Raw genomic sequence first — 20064 nt, 5'->3', positions numbered from 1 at the left:
GGCGACATCACCCGTCAGGATGATTTTGTCGAGCGCCGGGCCCATATACTCGGCGGGCAGCGTCGGGCTCAGCTCGGAAGATGATCGACCGTCCAGTTCGTCCACACCGGCGTCGGGGTGTCGCGCCGCGCCGGTTCCGCGATCGGGTCCTGGTGGCGATGCTGACGGTCGCCCTGGTGCCCCTGGGCATCTTCGCGATGGTGGTGGCCGCCGATCTGGGCTCGGTCAGCCGGAGCACCGTGGAGGAGACCAACCGCAGCATCCTCCAGGACCAGGTCGACGCCCACCAGCGCGAGGTCGGCAACCAGGCCCAGGCGCTGCGGGTGCGGGTCGAGGAGGTGGGGGCCACGCTGCGGTCGCTCCGCGACCTCGCCGGCCAGGCGCCCGGCCCGACCGTGGCCGACGCCCCGGCGATGGGGTTCGTCGAGCACGGCGGAGTCCACTACGTGTCCGACGGCGCCAGCACCGTGCTCGCCGGCCGGCCCCTCGGCGCCGCCGGCTTCGACCCGGCGGTGGCCGCCCGCGACGCGGAGGCGACCCGGGCGCTGATCGGCAAGATGCAGGACCTGGTCCGGACCGTCCCGGGGGTGATCCAGGACGTCTGGGTCGCCGACACCGTCGACACCGTGGTGCGCACCGTGCCCGGCATCCCCGGGGTGCGCGCCGCCCTCGACCGCCGCGCCATCGCCGGCGATGCGCTGCTCGGCGTCGACGGCGGCACCCCCTTCTCGGCGATCGCCGCCGTCGGCGGCGCCCGCACCGAGCCCGCCGGCTGGGCGGGCGACCCGGCCCGCCCCGACGCCACCCGCACCACCGACCCCTCGGTGAACTGGACCGAGACCTACGCCACCGGAACCGCCTCGGAGCCGCCGCCGGGCGCCGGGGTCACCGCCTGGATGGCGGCGGGCATGGGCGGCCGGCTGCGGGTCGGCATCGACGTCAGCGCCGCCCAGCTGACCGCCGGGCTGATCGACCTCCATCCCTCCGGCGAGCCCCACGCCTACCCCCTGCTGCTGAGCAGCGGCAACCGCCTGCTCGCCGGCGGCAACCCTGCCACCCGCGAGTTCGGCGAGGTCGGCGGCGCGCTCCGGATGCCCGCCGACCCCGCGTTCCGCGGCGGGCTCGCCGCGGTCGAGGCCAGCGGCCATCCCCAGGCGCTCCCGGTGCGGGTCGGGGGCGAGGACAAGGAGCTCTTCACCGCCCCGATCGCCGGGGTGGAGTGGGTCCTGGCCACGGTGGTACCGAAGACCGACCTGCTGCCTGAGCAGGCGGGCCTGACCCGGGGCATCGAGACCGGGGTGCGCCGCATCCTCTTCCATGTGGTCCCGGTGGGGCTGCTCCTCTGCGGCCTGGCCTTCGGCCTCGCCCACCTGCTCGCCCGCCGCCTCGTCGACCCGGTGCGTGCCCTCACCGTGGCCGCCGAGCGGCTCGGCGACGGCAACACCGACGAGCCGGTGCCCCCCCAGGGGGAGGACGAGGTGGGCCAGCTGGCGATCTCGCTGGAGCGGATGCGCCGGGACATCAACGCCTCCCGGGACGCGATCATGGCGGCCGCCCGGGAGCTGGAGGGTCGGGTCACCGAGCGCACCGCCGAGCTCCGCGACCGCAACGAGGAGCTGGTCGCGCTCAACGCCCTGGCGGCCTCGCTGACCCGCTCGCTCGACCCCGTCACCATCCTCGGCGACGCCCTCGACACGATGCGCGCCCTGCTCCCGCTGAGCGCCGGCCGGGGCTGGCTCCACCAGGGCGACCGGCTCACCGCCGCGGCGGGGTGGGGATCGCCCGCGCCCGGCCTCGAGGACGAGCTCCGTGCGGTTGCCGAGGAGGCCTCCGACGCCCACCGGCTGGTGGTCCGCCCGGTGGCCGGCGGCCAGCTGGTCGGGCTTCCGCTGGAGACCGGCGACGGCCCCCTCGGCGCCCTCGCCCTGGCCACCGGCCGTCCCCGGCTCGAGACCCGGACCCGCACCCTGCTCCGCGGCGTCGGCGACCTGGTCGGTCTCGCCCTGCGCACCGCCCGGCTGAGCGCGGAGGGCCGCGAGCTCGCCGTGCTCGAGGAGCGCACCCGGCTGGCCCGCGAGATCCACGACACCCTGGCCCAGCAGCTCACCGCGATCGTGCTCCAGCTCGAGGCCGCCGAGGTCTTCCTCGACCGCGACGCCGGCCGCGCCCGGCAGGTGGTGGTGAGCGCCCGCGACCAGGCCCGGGCGGCGCTCGCCGAGGCGCGGCGGTCGGTCTGGGACCTGCGGCCGGCGCCGCTCGACCACACCGGCCTGGCGGCGGCGCTGCGCCACGAGGCACGGCGCTGGCAGGCGCGCAGCGGCATCGCCGCCCGGGTGCGCACCCACGGCCTGCCGGTGCCCCTCGCCCTCGACCCCCAGACCGAGGTGGCCCTCTTCCGGATCGCCCAGGAGGCGCTCGCCAACGTCGCCCGGCACAGCCACGCCGGCCGGGTCGACATCCGGCTGGAGCTGCGCTCCGGGGTGCTGCGGCTGGGCGTCCGCGACGACGGCGACGGCTTCGAGGCCGGGGAGCGGTCCCCGGGCCGGTTCGGCCTGGTGGGCATGGCCGAGCGCGCCCGCCTCGCGGGAGCCACCCTGGAGATCGAGAGCAGCCCCGGCTCGGGCACCCGGGTGACGGTGCGGCTGCCCCTCGCCGACGTCGCCGTGCCCGCCTCGGCATGATCCGGGTCCTGGTCGCCGACGATCACCCCGTGGTCCGCCACGGGCTCTGCACCATGCTCGAGATCGAGGACGACATCGTCGTGGTGGGCCGCGCCGCCGACGGCGAGGAGGCGGTGCGGCTGGCCCGCGAGAGCAGCCCCGACATCGTCCTGCTCGACGTCCAGATGCCCAGGGTCGACGGCATCGAGGCGCTGCGGCGGATCCGCGCCGCCAACCCCGAGGCGAGGGTGATCGTGCTCACCACCTACCGGAACGAGGACTACATCTTCCCGGCGCTCGAGGCGGGGGCTCGCGGCTACCTCCTCAAGGACGCCTCGCGCACCGAGCTGGCGGCAGCGGTGCGCGCCGTCCACCGCGGCGAGTCGCTGCTCGACCCCCAGGTCGCCGAGACCGTGAACAACGCTCCACGTCACGACGCCCTCACCCCCCGCGAGCACGAGGTGCTGCGGCTGATGGCGGACCAGAAGAGCAACGCTCAGATCGCGGAGCGGCTGTTCGTCAGCGAGAACACGGTGAAGACCCACGTGAGCAACATCCTCGCCAAGCTCGGCTGCGGCGACCGGGCAGGTGCGGTGCTCACCGCCTGGAAGCGGCATCTCATCCCGTGACTCCGCGGCGGGTCACCGGTCGACGGAGGCGTGGTCGGAATGACACCATCGGGAGTGCTGCTCCGTTCCACCCAGGGCATCGGTGCTGGGGGAGGGGCGCAAGAGGGGTGGAGTGAGCGCATGGCCACGGTGACCTCGGCGACCCCGGCGAGCCTGTCCTTCGACGAGATGCGGCGGCTCCACGGCGCCACCGTCCACCGCTTCTGCGTGGTCGCGCTCGGCCACCCGGCGGCGGCGGAGGCGGCCACAGGACAGATCCTCGCCACCGCGCAGCAGCGCCATCCGATCGACCGGCCCGCCCCGGCAGGGGTGCTCCGCTGGCTCTTCGGTGTGGCCTGCGAGGTGCTCGGCGAGCTCCCGCCGGCCCGGCGCGGCCGCCGCGCCCCGGGGGCGGTGGTCACCGGCTGGGGCCGGGAGGTCGACGAGGCGCTGGTCCGTGCCGCCGCGCTGGGGAGCCGGGAGCGCCTCGCCACCGGGCTGCGCTGCGCCGCCGGGCTCGGGTACGGAGAGATCGGCGAGATCCTCGGCCTCCGCGCCGACGCGGCCCAGTCGGCCTGCGCCCGGGGGCTGCAGCGCATCCGGCCCGCCGGCGGACGGGTCCGGTGACCGACCCGCTCGACACCGACGAGCGCTGGTTCGCCCACCTCCTCGCCTCGATCCCGGCGCCGGCGTCGCTCGACGAGCCTCCCCCGCCCGCGGTCGGGCCCGCCCCCGCCCCGCCCCGGCGGCGCGGCCGGGCCCGGCCGCTTGCCTTCGCCCTCGCCGTGGCCGTCCTGGTGGGGGTCGTCGGTGCCGGCCTCGGCGTGATCCTTCCCCGCCACCGGGGCAGCAGCCCGGCGATCGTCACCGCGGTGGTCCCGGGGATGCCGCCGGGGCGCTCCGACGCAGCGATGGCATCCGACCCGGTCCACCGGCGGGTGCTGCTGTTCGGCGGTCACGGCCCCGGGGGCCTGCTCGGCGACACCTGGAGCTGGGACGGGCACCGCTGGGCCCACGAGATCCTCCCCGGCAGCCCCGCCCCCCGGGCCTCGGCGGCGATGGCGGCCGACCCCGGAGGGGTGGTGCTCTTCGGCGGCGCCGGCCCGGTGGGGCTGCTCGGCGACACCTGGCGGTGGGACGGCCGGGCCTGGTCGCTGCAGCGGCCGCGCAGCTCGCCGCCACCGAGCGCGGCCGCGCTGATGGCCGAGGACCCGGCGGCACACCGCACCCTGCTGGTGGTGCCGGACGCCTCCCCGGCCGCGGCGGTGTCGACCTGGAGCTGGGACGGGAACGACTGGGCGCGGCGCACCACGACCGCGGCGCCGCCGTCCTGCGCCGCGGTGATGGCCGCCGACCCGGCCACCCGCCGGGTGGTGCTGGTGACCGGCCGCTCCTGCCCCGCGAGCGTCGCCGGGGCCACCTGGAGCTGGGACGGGCGCGACTGGGCCCAGCTCCACCCGGCGGCGTCGCCGCCCGCCCACGACCATCCCGCGCTCGGCGCGGCGGCCGGCCACCTGGTGCTCTTCTCCGCGGAGCCGGACCCCACCCGCAGCTGCGCCGCCCGGATCACCTGGACCTGGGACGGCTCCGCCTGGAGCCCGCGCGTGCCCCCGGTCTCGCCGCCCGCGGCCGGCCCCGCCGCCACCGACCCCACCGACGGCAGCCTGCTGCTGCTCACCCCCGGGGGCGAGACCTGGCGCTGGACCGGCTCCGCCTGGGAGCTGGGCGAGGCGGCGGCGGCACCGAGGGGCGGGCTGGCGCCCACCCCCTGGGTGGAGCGGGCCCCCTCGACGTGCCCGCCGGCGCGCACCGGGGCGGCGATGGTCACCGACGAGGCCCGCCACCAGGTGCTGCTCTTCGGCGGTTCGGCCTCGCCGCTCGGCTCGGTGCCCCCGGTGCTCGGCGACACCTGGGTGTGGGACGGCGCGGTCTGGGCGGAGCGCCATCCCGACCCCGCGCCGCCGGCGCGCAGCGGCGGGGTCGTGGCCTACGACACCGCCCATTCGGTGGTGGTGCTCTTCGGCGGGCAGGGCCTCGACGACAGGGGCGCCGCGGTGCCCTTCGACGCCACCTGGACCTGGAACGGCTCGGCCTGGAAGCGCCAGAAGACCAAGAACCCGCCCGGCCTCCGCAACGCCGCCATGGCCTGGGATCCGAACGGCCGCACCGTGATCCTGGTGACCGGGGCGTCGACCCAGTCGGCCCAGACCTGGAGTTGGGACGGCTCCGCCTGGACCCAGCTCCATCCCCACACCACGCCGCCCTTCGGGGCCCTGGTGACCGCGCCGGACCTCGGCGGCCTGCTCCTGGTCAGCCCCACCGGCGCGGACGGCCAGGCCTCGACCTGGAGCTGGGGCGGCGGCGACTGGCACCACCTCGGGGTCTCCGGCACCCCGGCGCTGAGCGGCCCGGCGATCGCCGACGAGGCGTCGGCGCACCGGGTCGTGCTCTTCGGCGGCGACTGCCCCGCCGGCCGCTGCCCCGGCGACGCCACCTGGAGCTTCGACGGCCACGCCTGGACCCAGCTCCACCCCCGCACCTCCCCACCTCCCCGCAGCGGCGCGGTGATGGCCCCTGACCCTGGCGGCGGGCTGGTGCTCTTCGGAGGCACCGACTTCGTCCAGCTGCTCGGGGACACCTGGACCCTCAGGCTGTGACTCGGGGGGAGGCGAAGCTCCCCCCGGGTAGACTTCCCGGCCGAGATGGAGACGGTACGTGTGGGCTTGCTCGGGCTGGGGATCGTCGGCTCCCAGGTCGCGGAGCGGCTGGAGTGCCAGCGTGAGCTGGTGACCGAGCGCACCGGGGGGCCGGTCGAGCTCGCCCGGGTGCTGGTGCGCGACCCCGCCAAGGAGCGCCGCTACGTGCCCTCGGGGGCGCAGCTCACCACCGATGCGGCGGAGATCCTCGAGGACCCGGGCATCGGCGTGGTCATCGAGCTGATGGGTGGCATGGAGCCGGCCCGCACCTACATCGAGCGGGCCATCGACGCCGGCAAGCCGGTGGTGACGGCGAACAAGGAGGTGATGGCCCATCACGGGCCCGAGCTCCTCGAGCTGGCCAAGCGGCGCGGCGTCGACGTCTACTACGAGGCCGCGGTGGGCGGTGGGATCCCGCTGATCAGCACCTTCAAGATCGACCTCCTCGCCAACCACATCTCGCGGATCCAGGCGGTCATCAACGGCACCACCAACTTCATCATCGACCGGATGGCACGCGACGGCGCCGCCTTCGACGACGCGCTCGCCGAGGCCCAGCGGCTGGGGTTCGCCGAGGCCGACCCCACCTACGACGTCGAGGGCTGGGATGCCGCCTTCAAGCTGACGATCATGTCCTCGATCGCGTTCCACGGCCGCATCGACCCCGCGGCGGTCTACCGGGAGGGCATCCGCGGTCTCGACCCGGTCGACTTCCGCTACGCCGCGGACATGGGCTACACCATCCGCCTGCTCGCCTATGCGGTCGACCATGGCGAGGAGGTGGAACTGCGCGTGCATCCCGCGTGCATCCCCCAGAGCCACCTGCTCGCCGCCGTCCACGACGCCTACAACGCGGTGGTGATCGAGGGTGACCTGGTGGGCACCGTGCTCCTCTACGGGCAGGGTGCGGGCGGACGCCCGACCGCGAGCGCGGTGGTGGGCGACGTCATCGACCTGGTGCTGTCGATGCGCAAGGGCATCGACAACCGGATCTCCGTCGACGTCACCCGCCCCCGCCGGGTGCGCCCCCTCGAGGAGGTGCGCACCGCCGCCTACCTGCGGCTCCACGTCGCCGACCGCTCCGGCGTGCTCGCCGAGGTGGCGACGATCCTCGGCGACCTCGGCATCAGCATCTCCGCGGTGCTGCAGAAGCAGCTGATCGTGGAGCACGCTGCCGCCGAGCTGGTGATCCTGACCCATCCGGCGCGAGAGGGGGACCTGCGCACCGCCCGGGAGCGGCTGGCCGCGCTCGAGACCGTGTACGGCATCCCCGCCTTCCTGCGTGCCCTGACCCCCGAGGAGGCGATGTGACCGAGCTGCAGGCGGCGAGCGCGACGGCGGGGAGCGAGCGCTCCCGGGGAGGCTACGGCGACGACCGCCGCCGCCAGGGGGTGATCCACCGCTACGGCGACCGGCTCCCGCTCACCGAGCACACCCCGCGGATCACCCTCAACGAGGGCAGCACTCCCTGCATCGAGTCCCACACCATCGCCTCGACCCTGGGGCTGGGCTCGCTGCATTTCAAGTTCGAGGGCCTCAACCCCACCGGCTCCTTCAAGGACCGCGGCATGGTGATGGCCGTGGCCAAGGCGATGGAGGCGGGCAGCCAGGCGATCATCTGCGCCTCGACCGGGAACACCAGCGCCTCGGCGGCGGCCTACGCGGCGCGCTTCGGGCTGCGCGCCATCGTGGTGGTGCCCAGCGGCAAGATCGCCCAGGGCAAGCTGCTCCAGGCCCAGATCTACGGCGCCAAGGTCCTCGCCATCAAGGGCAACTTCGACCGGGCGCTGCGGGCGGTGCGCGAGCTCTGCGACCGCTATCCGGTGACCCTGGTCAACAGCGTCAATCCCTACCGCATCGAGGGGCAGAAGACCGCCGCCTTCGAGATCGTCGACCAGCTCGGCGACGCCCCCGAGGTGCTCGCGATCCCGGTCGGCAACGCCGGCAACATCACCGCCTACTGGCGTGGCTTCCGCGAGTACCACGCCGACGGCCTCTGCAGCCGGCTGCCGCGGATGATCGGCGGCCAGGCCGAGGGCTCCGCACCGATCGTGCTCGGCCGGGTGGTCGAGCGGCCCCGGACGGTGGCCTCGGCGATCCGCATCGGCAACCCCGCCAGCTGGGAGCAGGCGGTGCGAGCCCGCGACGAGTCCGAGGGGCTGATCGACTCGGTGACCGACGGGGAGATCATCACCGCGCAGCGCTGGCTGGCCTCCTCGGAGGGGATCTTCGCCGAGCCCGCCTCGGCGGCGTCGCTCGCGGTGCTCGCCAAGGCGGTGCGCGCAGGCCAGGTGGCCCCCGGGGCGCGGGCCGTCTGCGTGCTCACCGGCAACGGCCTCAAGGACCCGGACGCGGCCCGCCGCGACCTCGCCGCACCGATCCCGGTCGACGAGGACGTCGAGAACATCGCCCGGCTGCTGAAGCTGTAGAGGACCCCGATCCCGTGCGCGTTCGCATCGCCGTGCCCGCAACCGCGGCCAACCTCGGCCCCGGGTTCGACGTGCTCGCCCTCGCCCTCGAGCTCCAGAACGAGGTGGAGGCGGAGCGCACCGGCGAGACCGGGATCTCGGTCGACCCCGGGCCCGGCGCCCCCGAGGAGCTCCACGACCCCGCCCGCAACCTGGTGGTGCGCGCCTACACCGCCGCCTGCGCCGAGCTCGGCGCCCCCGCCGACGGGGTGCACATCCGCTGCGTCAACCGCATCCCCTTCCGCCGCGGGCTCGGGTCGAGCGCGGCGGCGGCGCTGGGGGGCACGCTCGTGGCCACCGCTCTGAACGGCGCGCCCTGGGACGAGCAGTCGATCATCGAGTTCGTCTCCGGGCTGGAGGGCCACCCCGACAACGCCGCCGCGGCCCTGCTCGGCGGCCTGGTCGTGGTCACCCCGGGGGCGCCGTCGGTGACGATGGACGTGCCCGAGGAGCTCTGCGCGGTGGTCTTCATCCCCGACCTCGAGCTCGAGACCGCGCTCGCCCGCCGGGTGGTGGCGGGGGCGTTCACCCGCGCCGACGCGGTCCACAACGCGTCGCGGTGCGCCCTCTTCATCCGCGCGATGGCGACCCGCGACTGGCCCACCCTGCGCTGGGCGATGGAGGACCGCTGGCACCAGCCGCCGCGCTCGGCGCTCTACCCGGCGATGCCCGAGCTGATCGCCGGGGCCCTCGAGGGGGGCGCCTGCGGGGCCGCCCTGAGCGGGGCTGGCCCGGCGGTGATCGCCCTGGTCGCGGGCGCGCCGGAGGCGGTGCAGGAGGGCTTCATGCGCGCCGCGGGCCGCTGCGGCCTGCGCGGGCGCAGCATCGTGAGCCGGGTGCGCAACTTCGGGGCCCGGGTGGACGTCTCCGCATGAGCAACGTCGTCCAGAAGTACGGGGGCAGCAGCGTCGCCACCCCCGAGCGGATCCGGGCGGTCGCCGAGCGGGTGCGCCGCTCCCACCAGCGCGGCGAGGGAGTGGTGGTGGTGGTCAGCGCCATGGGCAAGACCACCGACCAGCTGGTCGCCCTCGCCCACGCGCTCAACGACGAGCCGCCCTCGCGGGAGATGGACCAGCTGCTCGCCACCGGCGAGACCGTGACCGCGCCGCTGCTGGCGATGACCCTGATCGGCATGGGCGTCGACGCGATCTCCCTGACCGGGCCCCAGGCGGGCATCCGGGCGAGCGCCGCGCACCGCAAGGCGCGGATCCTCGACATCGTCCCCGAGCGCATCGTCGACGAGCTCGGCCGCGGCCGGGTGGTGGTGGTGGCCGGCTTCCAGGGGGTGAACGAGGTGCTCGACATCGCCACCCTCGGGCGCGGCGGCTCCGACACGACCGCGGTGGCGCTGGCCGCCGCGCTCCGCGCCGACCACTGCGAGATCTACACCGACGTGCGCGGGGTCTACACCGCCGACCCCCGGCTGGTCCCCGAGGCCCGGCCGATCACGGAGATCTCGTACGAGGAGATGCTCGAGTTCGCGGCGGTGGGCGCCAAGGTCATGCACCCGCGAGCGGTGGAGATCGGCGAGGCGTACGAGACACCGATCTGGGTACGATCCTCGTTCGACGAGAGCCCCGGCACGGTCATCTGCAGGCATCCCCAGTTGGAAGATCGCCAGAAGGTCCGCGGGATCGCCCACGAGACCGACGTCGCCAAGATCACGCTGCTGCGCGTCCCCGACCGGCCGGGGGTGGCGGCCGCGATCTTCGGCCCGCTCGCCGACCAGCACGTCAGCGTCGACGTCATCGTCCAGAACGTCGGCCACGACGGCAGCACCGACCTCTCCTTCACCATCGCCGAGTCCGAGCTGCGCGACGCGGCGAAGGTGGTGGCCGACGTCGCCGCGGCGGTGGGCGCCGAGGGTTTCGACACCGCCAGCGACGTCGCCAAGGTGTCGATCGTCGGCACCGGGATGCTGAACTACCCGGGCATCGCCGCCACCATGTTCCGCACCCTCGCCGACAGCGGCATCAACATCAAGATGATCAGCACCAGCGAGATCCGGATCACCTGCCTGGTCGCCCGCGAGCAGGTCGGCGACGCGGTGCGCGCCCTCCACCGCGCCTACCAGCTCGACGAGCTGTGACATGCCTGGGCCATCGCCGGAGCGTGCCGAGCGGGGTTCCGACGGCCGGCTCCGCTACTCGCCCGAGGTGGGCGACCTGATCGCGCTCCGCTCCGCTCACGTCTGCGGCTCCGAGCGCATGGTGGTGACCCAGGTGGGGCTCGACGTGCGCCTCGCCTGCGCCGGCTGCGGCGGCCGGGTGGTGCTCAGCCGCGAGCGGCTGCGCGGCCGGGTGCGCGAGCTGCTCGGCGGCGTCGGCGAGCAGGAGGGCTGAGCCGGTGGCGCTGAGCGTCGGCATCGTCGGCCTCCCCAACGCGGGCAAGTCCACCCTCTTCAACGCCCTCACCCAGGCGGGCGCGGCGGTGGGGAACTATCCGTTCACCACCATCGAGCCGAACACCGGGGTGGTCCCGGTTCCCGACCCCCGTCTCGAGGCGCTGGCGGCGATCTTCTCGCCCCCGAAGATCATCCCCGCCACGGTCACGTTCACCGACATCGCCGGGCTGGTGCGCGGCGCCAGCCGGGGCGAGGGCCTCGGCAACCAGTTCCTCGGCCACATCCGCGAGACCGACGCCATCGCCCTGGTGGTGCGCGCCTTCGACGACCCCGACGTGACCCACGTCGAGGGCTCGGTCGACCCCGGGCGCGACGTCGACCTGCTCGAGCTCGAGCTGGTGCTCGCCGACCTCGACACCGTGACCCGCCGCCTCGACCGCACCGAGCGCACCGCCCGGCTGGCGAAGGAGAAGGAGCTGGACGTGATCGCCACGCTGCAGCGCGCCCGCGAGCACCTCGACACCGGACGCCCGCTGCGCACCGCCGGCTTCACCGCCGAGGAGCGCGACCACCTCCGCGAGCTCTTCCCGCTCACGCTGAAGCCGCTGCTGGTGGTTGTCAACGTCGACGAGGACAGCGCCGTCAGCACCGAGGGCGCCGCCGCCATCGAGGCGCGCGCCCGCGAGAGCGGTGGCGAGGCGATGCGGCTGTCCGCCCGGATCGAGTCCGAGATCGTCGAGCTCGACCCCGCCGACCAGGCCGAGTTCCTCGCCACCCTCGGCCTCGCCGAGCCCGGGCTCAACCGCCTCGCCCGCTCCGCCTACGGCCTGCTCCACCTCATCTCCTTCTTCACCGCGGGCGAGAAGGAGGTGCGGGCCTGGACCCTGCGCACCGGCGAGACCGCCCTCGACGCCGCCGGGACGATCCACACCGACTTCGCCCGCGGCTTCATCCGCGCCGAGGTGGTGGGCGCTCCCACCCTGATCGAGGCGGGCTCGTATGCCGCGGTCAGCAAGCTCGGCCGGCTCCGGCTGGAGGGCAGGGACTACGTGATGCAGGACGGCGACGTGGTGCACTTCCGCTTCAACGTCTGAGCCGGTGCGGGCCCGGGGGCGTCGACGCCCCCGGGCCGCGGGTGTCGCTCGCCTACGGGGTGTTGAAGAAGACCGTCGTCGTGGCGGTGGACGTCACCGTCGACGTCACGGTCGCCGTGGATATGGCCGTGACCGTCTGGGTGACGTTCGAGGTCACCGTCGCCGTGACGGTCTGGGTGACGGGGACGGAGACGGTGACGGTCGTGGTCTTGGTGACCGTGCACTCCTCCTGGTCGTCCTTGTCGTCGTTCTTCCTGTCGCCGTCCTTGCTGTCGTCGTCCTTGCACTTGTCGCTGGTGTCGCCCTTCGTGCTCTTGTCGAGAGCGGTGGCGACAGGGGTGCTCTTGGTGGTCTTCGCGACGGCGACGGTGTCGCCGCCGCCGACGGCGACGAAGCCGGCGAAGCCGAGGCCGACCACCGCGGTGGTCAGTCCGAGGGTCAGCAGCGGACGCCGCTCCCGAGGGCGCAGTCGAGTCATGGCGGTCTTCTCCCCTTCCTGGCGCGCCGATGGGCCGCCTGACGGGTCAACGTCAGAACCCGAGAAGGCTTGCCCCCATCCCACCCACCCTCCCCCTGCAGAGTGAGGCCGCGGTCCCCCTCGCCTCGTCCGGCCGCGATCCGTACACTGGGCGCGCTACGGGATCAGGAGGATGCGGTATGGGCGTGCAGGATCTGGAGGCCGTCGCCCGGGCGATGGTGGCCCCTCACAAGGGCATTCTCGCGGCGGACGAGAGCACCGGGACGATCGGCAAGCGGTTCGCAGCCCTGGGCATCGAGAGCACCGAGGCCAACCGGCGGGCCTACCGCGACATGCTCTTCGGCACCCCCGACCTCGGCGAGCACATCAGCGGGGTCATCCTCTACGACGAGACCATCCGCCAGCAGGCCCTCGACGGCACCCCCTTCCCCGAGCTGCTGATGAAGTACGGGATCATCCCCGGGATCAAGGTCGACACCGGCGCCAAGGACCTGGCGCTGCATCCCGGCGAGAAGGTCACCGAGGGGCTCGACGGGCTCCGTGAGCGGATCGCCGAGTACCACCGCCTGGGGGCGCGGTTTGCCAAGTGGCGGGCGGTGATCACCATCGGCGAGGGCATCCCCAGCCGGGCCTGCCTGGTCGCCAACGGGCACGCCCTCGCTCGCTACGCCGCCCTCTGCCAGGAGGGCGGGCTGGTGCCGATCGTCGAGCCCGAGGTGCTGATGGACGGCGACCACTCCATCGAGCGCTGCGAGCAGGTCACCCAGGACACCCTGCACACCGTCTTCGACGAGCTCTACGGCCAGGACGTCGCCCTCGAGGGCATCGTGCTGAAGCCGAGCATGGTGGTCGCCGGCAAGGGCGCGCCCCGCCAGGCGAGCGTCGAGGAGGTGGCCGAGCGCACCCTCGCGGTGCTGCGCCGCTGCGTCCCCCCGGCGGTCCCGGGCATCGCCTTCCTCTCCGGCGGGCAGAGTGCGGAGCTGGCCACCCGGCACCTGCAGGCGATGAACGCCTCCGGCCCGCTCCCGTGGGCCCTCTCCTTCTCCTACGGACGTGCCCTGCAGGACCCCGCCCTCAAGGCGTGGGCGGGCAACCCGGCGAACGTCGCCGCCGGCCGCGAGCAGCTGTCCCGGCGCGCCCGGAACAACGGCGCGGCGCGCGACGCGGGCTACACCCCGGAGATGGAGGCCGCCTGACCTCCTCCTCCTGACCGGGAGGTCGGCCGGGGCCGCCCCGTGGCGGCGACCAGCCTCGACCTGCGTGCTGTGATCGCAGGATTTGAGGCGTTCGTGTCGTTCCCTCGCTGGAAACAGCCGCGGGAGTAGCCGGCCGATTCCTTCTCACAGGGCACCGCCGCCCCGTCAGTCATGCATTCCCGCGCAATGAGGAGAACACATGTTTGCGCGGAAGTGGTTGATCCTGGGGGCGGGTCTGCTCGCCACCCTCTTCGGTGGACTGACGATCGCGTCCTCGCAGGCGGCGTCGCAGATCACCGTCAACCTGACCCTCTCCTCGGCGTTTGTGCCCGCCAACGGCACCAGCACGATCACCGTCACCGCCAATGTCCGCGCCGGGAACACCAGCCAGTCCTTCCGTCAGATCCGCTGGGGCATCACCGGCTCCGGCCACTTCGCCAGCCCGCCCCCCACCGACACCGGGCTCTTCGACAGCGCCCAGGCGACCTTCGTCGCGGGCAGCACACCGGGGCGGCCGCAGATCACGGTCATCGACACCCAGTCGTCGGTGGTCGGCACCGCGACCATCAACCAGTACGGCACCGCCACCGGCCTCGCCATCAGCCTCAGCCAGCCGCAGGTGGTCGCCGACGGGAAGAGCAGCGTGGTCGCCACCATGACCACCACCGACTCCGCAGGGGTCGGCGTCCCCGTCGACTCCATCGGCCTGGCCGCCAGGAGCAGCGGGGCGGGCAGGGTCACGATCGGCGCGGTCGCCAACAACCAGGACGGCACCTACTCGGCCACCGTCACCGCGGGCACCGTCGCCGACATGGAGACGCTCACCGCCACCGACAGCACGCCGGCCACGGCGCTGACCGCGACGACCACCCTCGCCGAGATCCCCGGGCCGCCCAGCCACATCGCCTGGGTGACGGCCCCCACCGCGATCACCGCCGACGGCGCCTCCACCACCACCGGCAAGGTGAGCGTCACCGACGCCTTCGGCAACGCACGTGGCGCCGATACCGTGGTCTTCCACACCGACGGCCACGTCGCCATCGACCCGGCGACCCCGGCGACGGACGGCACCTACACCACCACGTTCCACGCCTCCACCGTCTCCGGCGTCGAGCACATCACCGCCACCGACGCGGGTGCCACCTCTGCCGCCGTGGCGCTCACCGTGAACCCCGGGCCGGCCGCGGGCATCGCGTTCAGCGTCGCCGCCTCGACGATCTCGACGACCGCCAACCCGCCGGCCTCGACGGTCGCGAAGGCGACGATCACCGACGCCCACGGCAACCCGGTCCCGAATGAGCACGTCGCCATCACCGGCCAGGGCCCTGCGCACCTGGGCGCGGTGAGCGACAACCACGACGGCACCTACACCGTGACCGTCACCGCCAGCTCCACCCCCGGCATCACCGTGCTGACCGCGGCCGACCCGAGCGTGGCCTACCCCGCGGGCGGCGCCCAGACCGGTCCGGTCACCAGGACCGCGTCGGTCACCAGCCTGGGTCCGCCGGCGGCGGTCCATCTCGGCCTGGCGCCCAGCCACATCCACATGGGCGTCAACAACTCCAGCATCGCCACCGCCAACGTGCAGGACAGCGCCGGCGACAACCTGCCCGGGGTCACCGTGACCTTCGGCAACGACACCGGTGATGTGAACTTCAGCAACAGCGGCACCGGCACCACCGACGCCACCGGCAGCGCCCACGTCCAGGTCAACGGCGCCGCCTACGCCGGTCCGCAGAAGGTCTTCGCGTCCGCTGGCAACATCACCACGATGGCCGTGCTCACCGAGTACGACCACCCCACCGCAATGCACGTGACCGTGTCGCCCTCGACGATCACCGCGGACGGCAACGTCGGCACCGCCGCGACCGCGGTGGTCACGGTCACCGACGCGGGCGGCAACGGCGTCCCCGGGCAGACCTTCACGATGACGCGCACCGGCAACGGGACGCTGTTCCCCGCGGTCGACGAGGGTGACGGCACCTACCGCGCCGTCGTCGTCTCCTCCAAGACCGCCCAGACCGAGACCGTGAACGTCAACGACGCCTCGGCGGCGCTGACCGCGACCACGACCTTCATCGAGGTCGCCGGCCCCGCGGCCACCGTGACCGTGTCCCCGAACCCGGCGAGCATGACCGCGGACGGCGCGGCCACCCAGGTCCTCACCGCCACCGTGCGGGATGTCAACGGCAACCCGGTCGGCGGCGAGCACGTCGGCTTCACGACCAGCGGGCACGCGAGCTTCGGCAGCGTCACCGCCGGCGCCGCCCCGGGCACCTACGTGGCGACGGCGCACGCGTCGACGATCGCCGGCACCGAGACGGTCACCGCGACCGACAGCACCCCTGCGCAGCCGATCAGCGGGACCGCCTCGCTGAAGCTGGTCCCCGGCGCCCCCACCCACCTCGCCGTCACCCCCGGCGCGGCCAGCCTGGTCGCCGACGGGCACTCCACCACCACCGTCGGCGTCCGCATCGAGGACGCCCACGCCAACGGCGTCTACGGTGAGCACCTCACCGTGGGCGACGCCCTCGCCCAGGGCGCCACCGGCGCCGCCGACCTCGGCTCGGCGGTGGTCGACAACGGCGACGGCACCTGCACCGTCACCCTCACCGCCTCGACGACCGCCGACACCGAGACGATCACCGTCGCCGACGGCAGCCTCAGCGGCTCGGTGCTGGTCACCGAGAACCCCGGCCCCGCCGCGAAGGTCACGGTGAGCACCCCCACCGCGAGCATCCCCGCCGACCAGACCACCGGCGTCGGCTTCACCGCCACGGTGACCGACGCCAACGGCAACGCCGTGAAGGGCGACAGCATCCACTTCACCGGCGACGGCGGCGTCACCTTCCCCGGCACCACCACGGCGGTGGGCGACGGCACCTACACCGCCACCGCCACCCCGGGCACCACCGCCGGCACCAAGACCATCACCGCCACCGACGCGTCGGTGACGACCGCGGTGGTCGCCGGCCAGGCCACCCTCACCGAGACCCCGGGCGCGCCGGCCACCCTGACCCTCGCCCAGAGCGCGGGCCGGATGATCGCCGACGGCACCTCCACCACGACCCTGACCGCGACCGTCGCCGACCGGAACCACAACGGCGTGCCCGGCCGCACCCTCGGCGTCACCGCCGCGGTGAACGGCGGCGGCACCGCCGGCATCCGGAGCGCGGTCACCGACAACCACGACGGCACCTACACGGTGACCCTCACCAGCGGCACCAGGGCGGACATCGAGACCGTCACCGTCACCGACGGCGGGCCCGGCGCCGGCACCACCGCCACCCCGAGCACCACCGCGAGCGCGACCATCACCCAGGTCGCGGGGCCCGCGGCGAGCGTCGCCGTGGCGCTCACCGCCAACTCGACGGTCACCGCCAACGGCAGCGATCAGCGCACCGTCACCGTCACCGTGACCGACGCCAACGGCAACCCGGTGTCGGGCGAGCCGGTCGGCCTCTTCGCGAGCGGCGCCGCCAGCTTCGCGAGCACCAGCCTCACCACCGCCGCCGACGGCACCGCCAGCACCCTGGTCACCGCCTCGAGGACGGCGGGCAGGGAGACGATCACCGCCACCGACGGCAGCACCCACGTCCAGGGCGTGGCCACGCTCACCGAGAACGCCGGCCCCGCCGCCTCGATCTCGGTCACGGTTCCCAGCTCCAACCTCACCGACGACGGGAGGAGCACCGTCGCGGTCAGCGCCGTGGTCAGGGACGCCAACGGCAACCCCGTCCCCGGCGCGCAGGTGACCTTCTCGGTCGCCGGCAACCTGGTCACCCTCAGCCCCGCCGGCGCGGTCGCGGACGCCTCCGGCACCGCCGCCACCACCGCCCGGGCCCGGACCACCACCGGCACCGAGACCGTCACCGCCACCGCCGGCGCGGTGAGCGGCGGCGTCACCCTCACCCTCTCCGACCAGGACAGGGTGGCGGGCTTCGTCAAGGCCGCCTACCAGACCCTGCTCGGCCGTACCGTCGACGCCAACGGCCTCGCCTACTGGTCGAACGCCATCCGCGGCGGGATGTCGCGGCCCCAGTTCGCCGCCACCATCACCTCCAGCAACGAGTACCGCAGCAACCTGGTCAGCCGGATGTACCGGCCCTACCTGCACCGCGGCTCCGACAGCGCCGGCGTCAACTACTGGACCGGTCAGATCGCCAACGGGGCGACCATCGAGCAGGTGCGGCTCTCCTTCATCGGCTCCCCGGAGTACTTCCAGGTCCACGGCGGCACCAGCAGGGGGGCGGTCGACGCCCTCTACCAGGACGTGCTCGGGCGCTCGGTCGACGCCGGCGGTGAGCAGTACTGGGTCCAGCAGCTCGACAGCCACCAGCTGAGCTTCAGCCAGCTGGCGGCGAGCATCCTCTACAGCGAGGAGGGTCGCGAGCACCTGGTGAACGGGATCTACCAGGACGTCCTCGGCCGCACCGCCCCGACCGGCGACCTCGCCTACTGGGCGGGTCAGCTCCGCAACGGCGCCCGCGACGAGACCATCGTCAACCTCTTCGTCGGCTCGCCGGAGTACTACGGCAACATCCACTGATCACTCTCCTTCCCTGACAGCAGGGGCGGCACCGGGTGGTGTCGCGGACAATGTCCGCGATGCCCGAGGTGCCGCCCCTGAACCTTGTCCTGGACTCCCCCCGCCCGGGGCACGAGAACATGCGCCTCGACGCCGAGCGGCTTGCCGCGGTGGCCGCCGGCGGCGCCGGGGCGATCCGCCTCTACGGGTTCTCACCCCCCTGCCTCAGCATCGGACGCCTGCAGGACCCCGCCGACGTCGACACCGGCGCCTGCGCCCGGGACGGCGTCGAGGTGGTGCGGCGCCCCACCGGCGGGGTCGCCGTGCTCCACGACGAGGAGGTCACCTACGCGGTGGTCTGCGCCTCCGACCACCCCGTCTTCGGCGGCGACGTGCTCACCTCCTGCGCGCGGATCCACGCCGCCGTGACCCTGGGCCTGGCCGGGTTGGGGGTGGCCGTCCACCCCCACGGCGCCGCCGCCGACGAGCGCGCCGCCGCCCGGGAGCGGGCCGCGGTCGCCGACTGCTTCGCCCGTCCCGCCTCCCACGAGCTGCTGAGCGGGGACGGGCGGAAGCTGGTGGGCAGCGCCCAGGCGCGGCGGGGAGGGGCGCTGCTCCAGCACGGCAGCGTCCTGCTGGAGCCGCCCCGGGCCGCCGCCTATCTCCGCCGGCCCCCGTCCGGCGAGCGCCGGGGCGCCGGGGTGCGCGAGCTGCTGGGCCGGCGGGTCAGCCGCGAGGAGCTCGCCGATGCTCTGGCCGAGGGCTTCCGCCAGACCCTCGCCCGCGCCGGTGCGGGGGTGGTCACGGGCTGACCACACCGCCCGCCACACCGCCACCGCCCTGCTACCCTGTCGACTTCGCGATGACCAAGAGAACCCGCACCAGCCGCCAGCAGCCGCCGGCGCGCCGCCGCCCGCAGCCCCGCCCCGGCACCCCCGGGGGTGCGATGCCGGGATCGCCGAGCGGAGGCGTCGGAGGGACGCCCGCCGGTGACGACACGACCCCGAACGGGGGCGCCACGGTCCAGGGAGGCAGCGCCGCCCCCGCCGTCCCCAGGCCGGCCGCGACGCCCGCCGGCGCCCGCCGGGTCGGCCGCCTCGACCCCGCCTCCGCGGCGGGCCGCAGGACCACCAAGGCCCAGCAGAAGCAGCAGTCGTCGTTCGCCCCGCTCGACCCCGAGGACCCGGCGATCCCCTTCGACCGTGTCCCCTACGTGCCCGCCGACCTCCGGCGGGTCGCGATCATGGCCGGGTTCATGGTGCTGCTGATCATCGTGGCCGCCGTGGTGGTGACCCACACCGTCGGCTAGCGGCGACTGAGCCGTCAGGCGGGGCAGGTAGACTGCAGCGGCCACCGCCCACACCGGTGGCGAATCCCCATGCGAGTCATCCTCTACACCGGCAAGGGCGGGGTCGGAAAGACCACCGTCGCCGCCGCCACCGCGGTTGCCTGCGCGCGTCTCGGACACCGCACGCTGGTGATCAGCACCGACGCCGCCCACAGCCTCGGCGACAGCCTCGACGTCCAGCTCGGCGACCGTCCCACCGAGATCGAGCCCAACCTCTGGGCGCAGGAGGTCAACGCCCTCCACGAGCTCGAGGACAACTGGGAGAAGGTGCACCGCTACCTCAGCACCCTCTTCGCGTCCCAGGGCGTGGACGAGATCGTCGCCGAGGAGCTGGCCTCGCCGCCGGGGATGGAGGAGGTGGCAAGCCTGATGTGGATCAAGCACCACCAGCGCAGCGGCGACTACGACGTCCTGGTGGTCGACTGCGCGCCCACCGGCGAGACCCTGCAGCTGCTCGCATTCCCCGACGTGGCCCGCTGGTACCTGAATCGCATCTTCCCGATCGAGCGACGGGTGATGAAGGTGGCGCGCCCGATGGTGCAGCCCTTCATCAGCATCCCGCTGCCCGGTGACGAGATCTTCGGCAGCATCAAGGACCTGCTCCTCGACCTCGAGGGGATGAAGAGCGTGCTCGGCGACCAGAT

At 74.1% G+C, this 20064-nt stretch carries 16 protein-coding genes; 15 read left to right on the top strand and 1 reads right to left on the bottom strand.

Features of this window, described 5'->3' with window-relative positions; translation table 11 throughout:
• Nucleotides 1-158: 158 nt before the first annotated feature.
• The 10 genes from VGL20_18190 to ychF all read left to right on the top strand — a co-directional run bounded on the left by VGL20_18190 (nt 159) and on the right by ychF (nt 11870).
• Nucleotides 159-2681, top strand: a complete 2523-nt coding sequence (locus tag VGL20_18190) for a histidine kinase (GenBank protein ID HEY2705616.1) — start codon at nt 159-161, stop codon at nt 2679-2681.
• The gene (locus tag VGL20_18185) at nt 2678-3289 is read left to right on the top strand and encodes a response regulator transcription factor (GenBank protein ID HEY2705615.1); all 612 of its coding nucleotides are present in this window, start codon (nt 2678-2680) and stop codon (nt 3287-3289) included. Before VGL20_18190 ends, VGL20_18185 begins: the two co-directional genes overlap by 4 nt.
• A gap of 120 nt (nt 3290-3409) precedes the next feature.
• A complete protein-coding gene (locus VGL20_18180) occupies nt 3410-3895 on the top strand; it encodes a hypothetical protein (protein HEY2705614.1) in 486 nt (161 codons plus the stop codon).
• A complete protein-coding gene (locus VGL20_18175; protein ID HEY2705613.1) occupies nt 3892-5925 on the top strand; it encodes a hypothetical protein in 2034 nt (677 codons plus the stop codon). Before VGL20_18180 ends, VGL20_18175 begins: the two co-directional genes overlap by 4 nt.
• A 45-nt stretch (nt 5926-5970) precedes the next feature.
• Nucleotides 5971-7275, top strand: coding sequence for a homoserine dehydrogenase (locus VGL20_18170; GenBank protein ID HEY2705612.1), 1305 nt, complete (start codon nt 5971-5973; stop codon nt 7273-7275).
• A gap of 80 nt (nt 7276-7355) precedes the next feature.
• Nucleotides 7356-8393, top strand: a complete 1038-nt coding sequence (thrC, locus tag VGL20_18165) for a threonine synthase (protein ID HEY2705611.1) — start codon at nt 7356-7358, stop codon at nt 8391-8393.
• A 14-nt stretch (nt 8394-8407) separates the two neighbouring features.
• Nucleotides 8408-9307, top strand: a complete 900-nt coding sequence (gene thrB, locus VGL20_18160; protein ID HEY2705610.1) for a homoserine kinase — start codon at nt 8408-8410, stop codon at nt 9305-9307.
• Complete coding sequence (locus tag VGL20_18155; protein HEY2705609.1) at nt 9304-10521, top strand: aspartate kinase; 1218 nt, start codon at nt 9304-9306, stop codon at nt 10519-10521. The genes thrB and VGL20_18155 overlap by 4 nt, the downstream gene beginning before the upstream one ends.
• Nucleotide 10522: 1 nt before the next feature.
• Nucleotides 10523-10774 carry a DUF951 family protein gene (locus VGL20_18150; GenBank protein ID HEY2705608.1) on the top strand — a complete coding sequence of 84 codons (252 nt, stop codon included), beginning with the start codon at nt 10523-10525 and terminating at the stop codon, nt 10772-10774.
• Nucleotides 10775-10778: 4 nt separating this feature from the next.
• Nucleotides 10779-11870 carry a redox-regulated ATPase YchF gene (ychF, locus tag VGL20_18145; protein ID HEY2705607.1) on the top strand — a complete coding sequence of 364 codons (1092 nt, stop codon included), beginning with the start codon at nt 10779-10781 and terminating at the stop codon, nt 11868-11870.
• Between the two features lie 52 nt (nt 11871-11922).
• On the opposite strand, the gene VGL20_18140 is transcribed toward ychF, so the two are convergent.
• Complete coding sequence (locus tag VGL20_18140; GenBank protein ID HEY2705606.1) at nt 11923-12348, bottom strand: hypothetical protein; 426 nt, start codon at nt 12346-12348, stop codon at nt 11923-11925.
• A 179-nt stretch (nt 12349-12527) separates the two neighbouring features.
• On the opposite strand from VGL20_18140, the gene VGL20_18135 reads away from it, so the two are divergent.
• From VGL20_18135 to VGL20_18115, 5 genes are all read left to right on the top strand, one after another.
• Complete coding sequence (locus tag VGL20_18135) at nt 12528-13544, top strand: class I fructose-bisphosphate aldolase (protein ID HEY2705605.1); 1017 nt, start codon at nt 12528-12530, stop codon at nt 13542-13544.
• Nucleotides 13545-13743: 199 nt separating this feature from the next.
• Nucleotides 13744-18093 carry an invasin domain 3-containing protein gene (locus tag VGL20_18130; GenBank protein ID HEY2705604.1) on the top strand — a complete coding sequence of 1450 codons (4350 nt, stop codon included), beginning with the start codon at nt 13744-13746 and terminating at the stop codon, nt 18091-18093.
• A gap of 59 nt (nt 18094-18152) precedes the next feature.
• Complete coding sequence (locus VGL20_18125) at nt 18153-18884, top strand: octanoyltransferase (GenBank protein ID HEY2705603.1); 732 nt, start codon at nt 18153-18155, stop codon at nt 18882-18884.
• A gap of 50 nt (nt 18885-18934) precedes the next feature.
• The gene (locus tag VGL20_18120; GenBank protein ID HEY2705602.1) at nt 18935-19381 is read left to right on the top strand and encodes a hypothetical protein; all 447 of its coding nucleotides are present in this window, start codon (nt 18935-18937) and stop codon (nt 19379-19381) included.
• A gap of 69 nt (nt 19382-19450) precedes the next feature.
• Nucleotides 19451-20064: TRC40/GET3/ArsA family transport-energizing ATPase (locus VGL20_18115; protein HEY2705601.1), on the top strand; the 614-nt coding region annotated here is incomplete at its 3' end.

The sequence above is a fragment of the Candidatus Dormiibacterota bacterium genome, from assembly GCA_036495095.1.
GTDB lineage: Bacteria > Chloroflexota > Dormibacteria > Aeolococcales > Aeolococcaceae > CF-96.
This window is presented reverse-complemented; position numbering and strand designations above follow the sequence as displayed.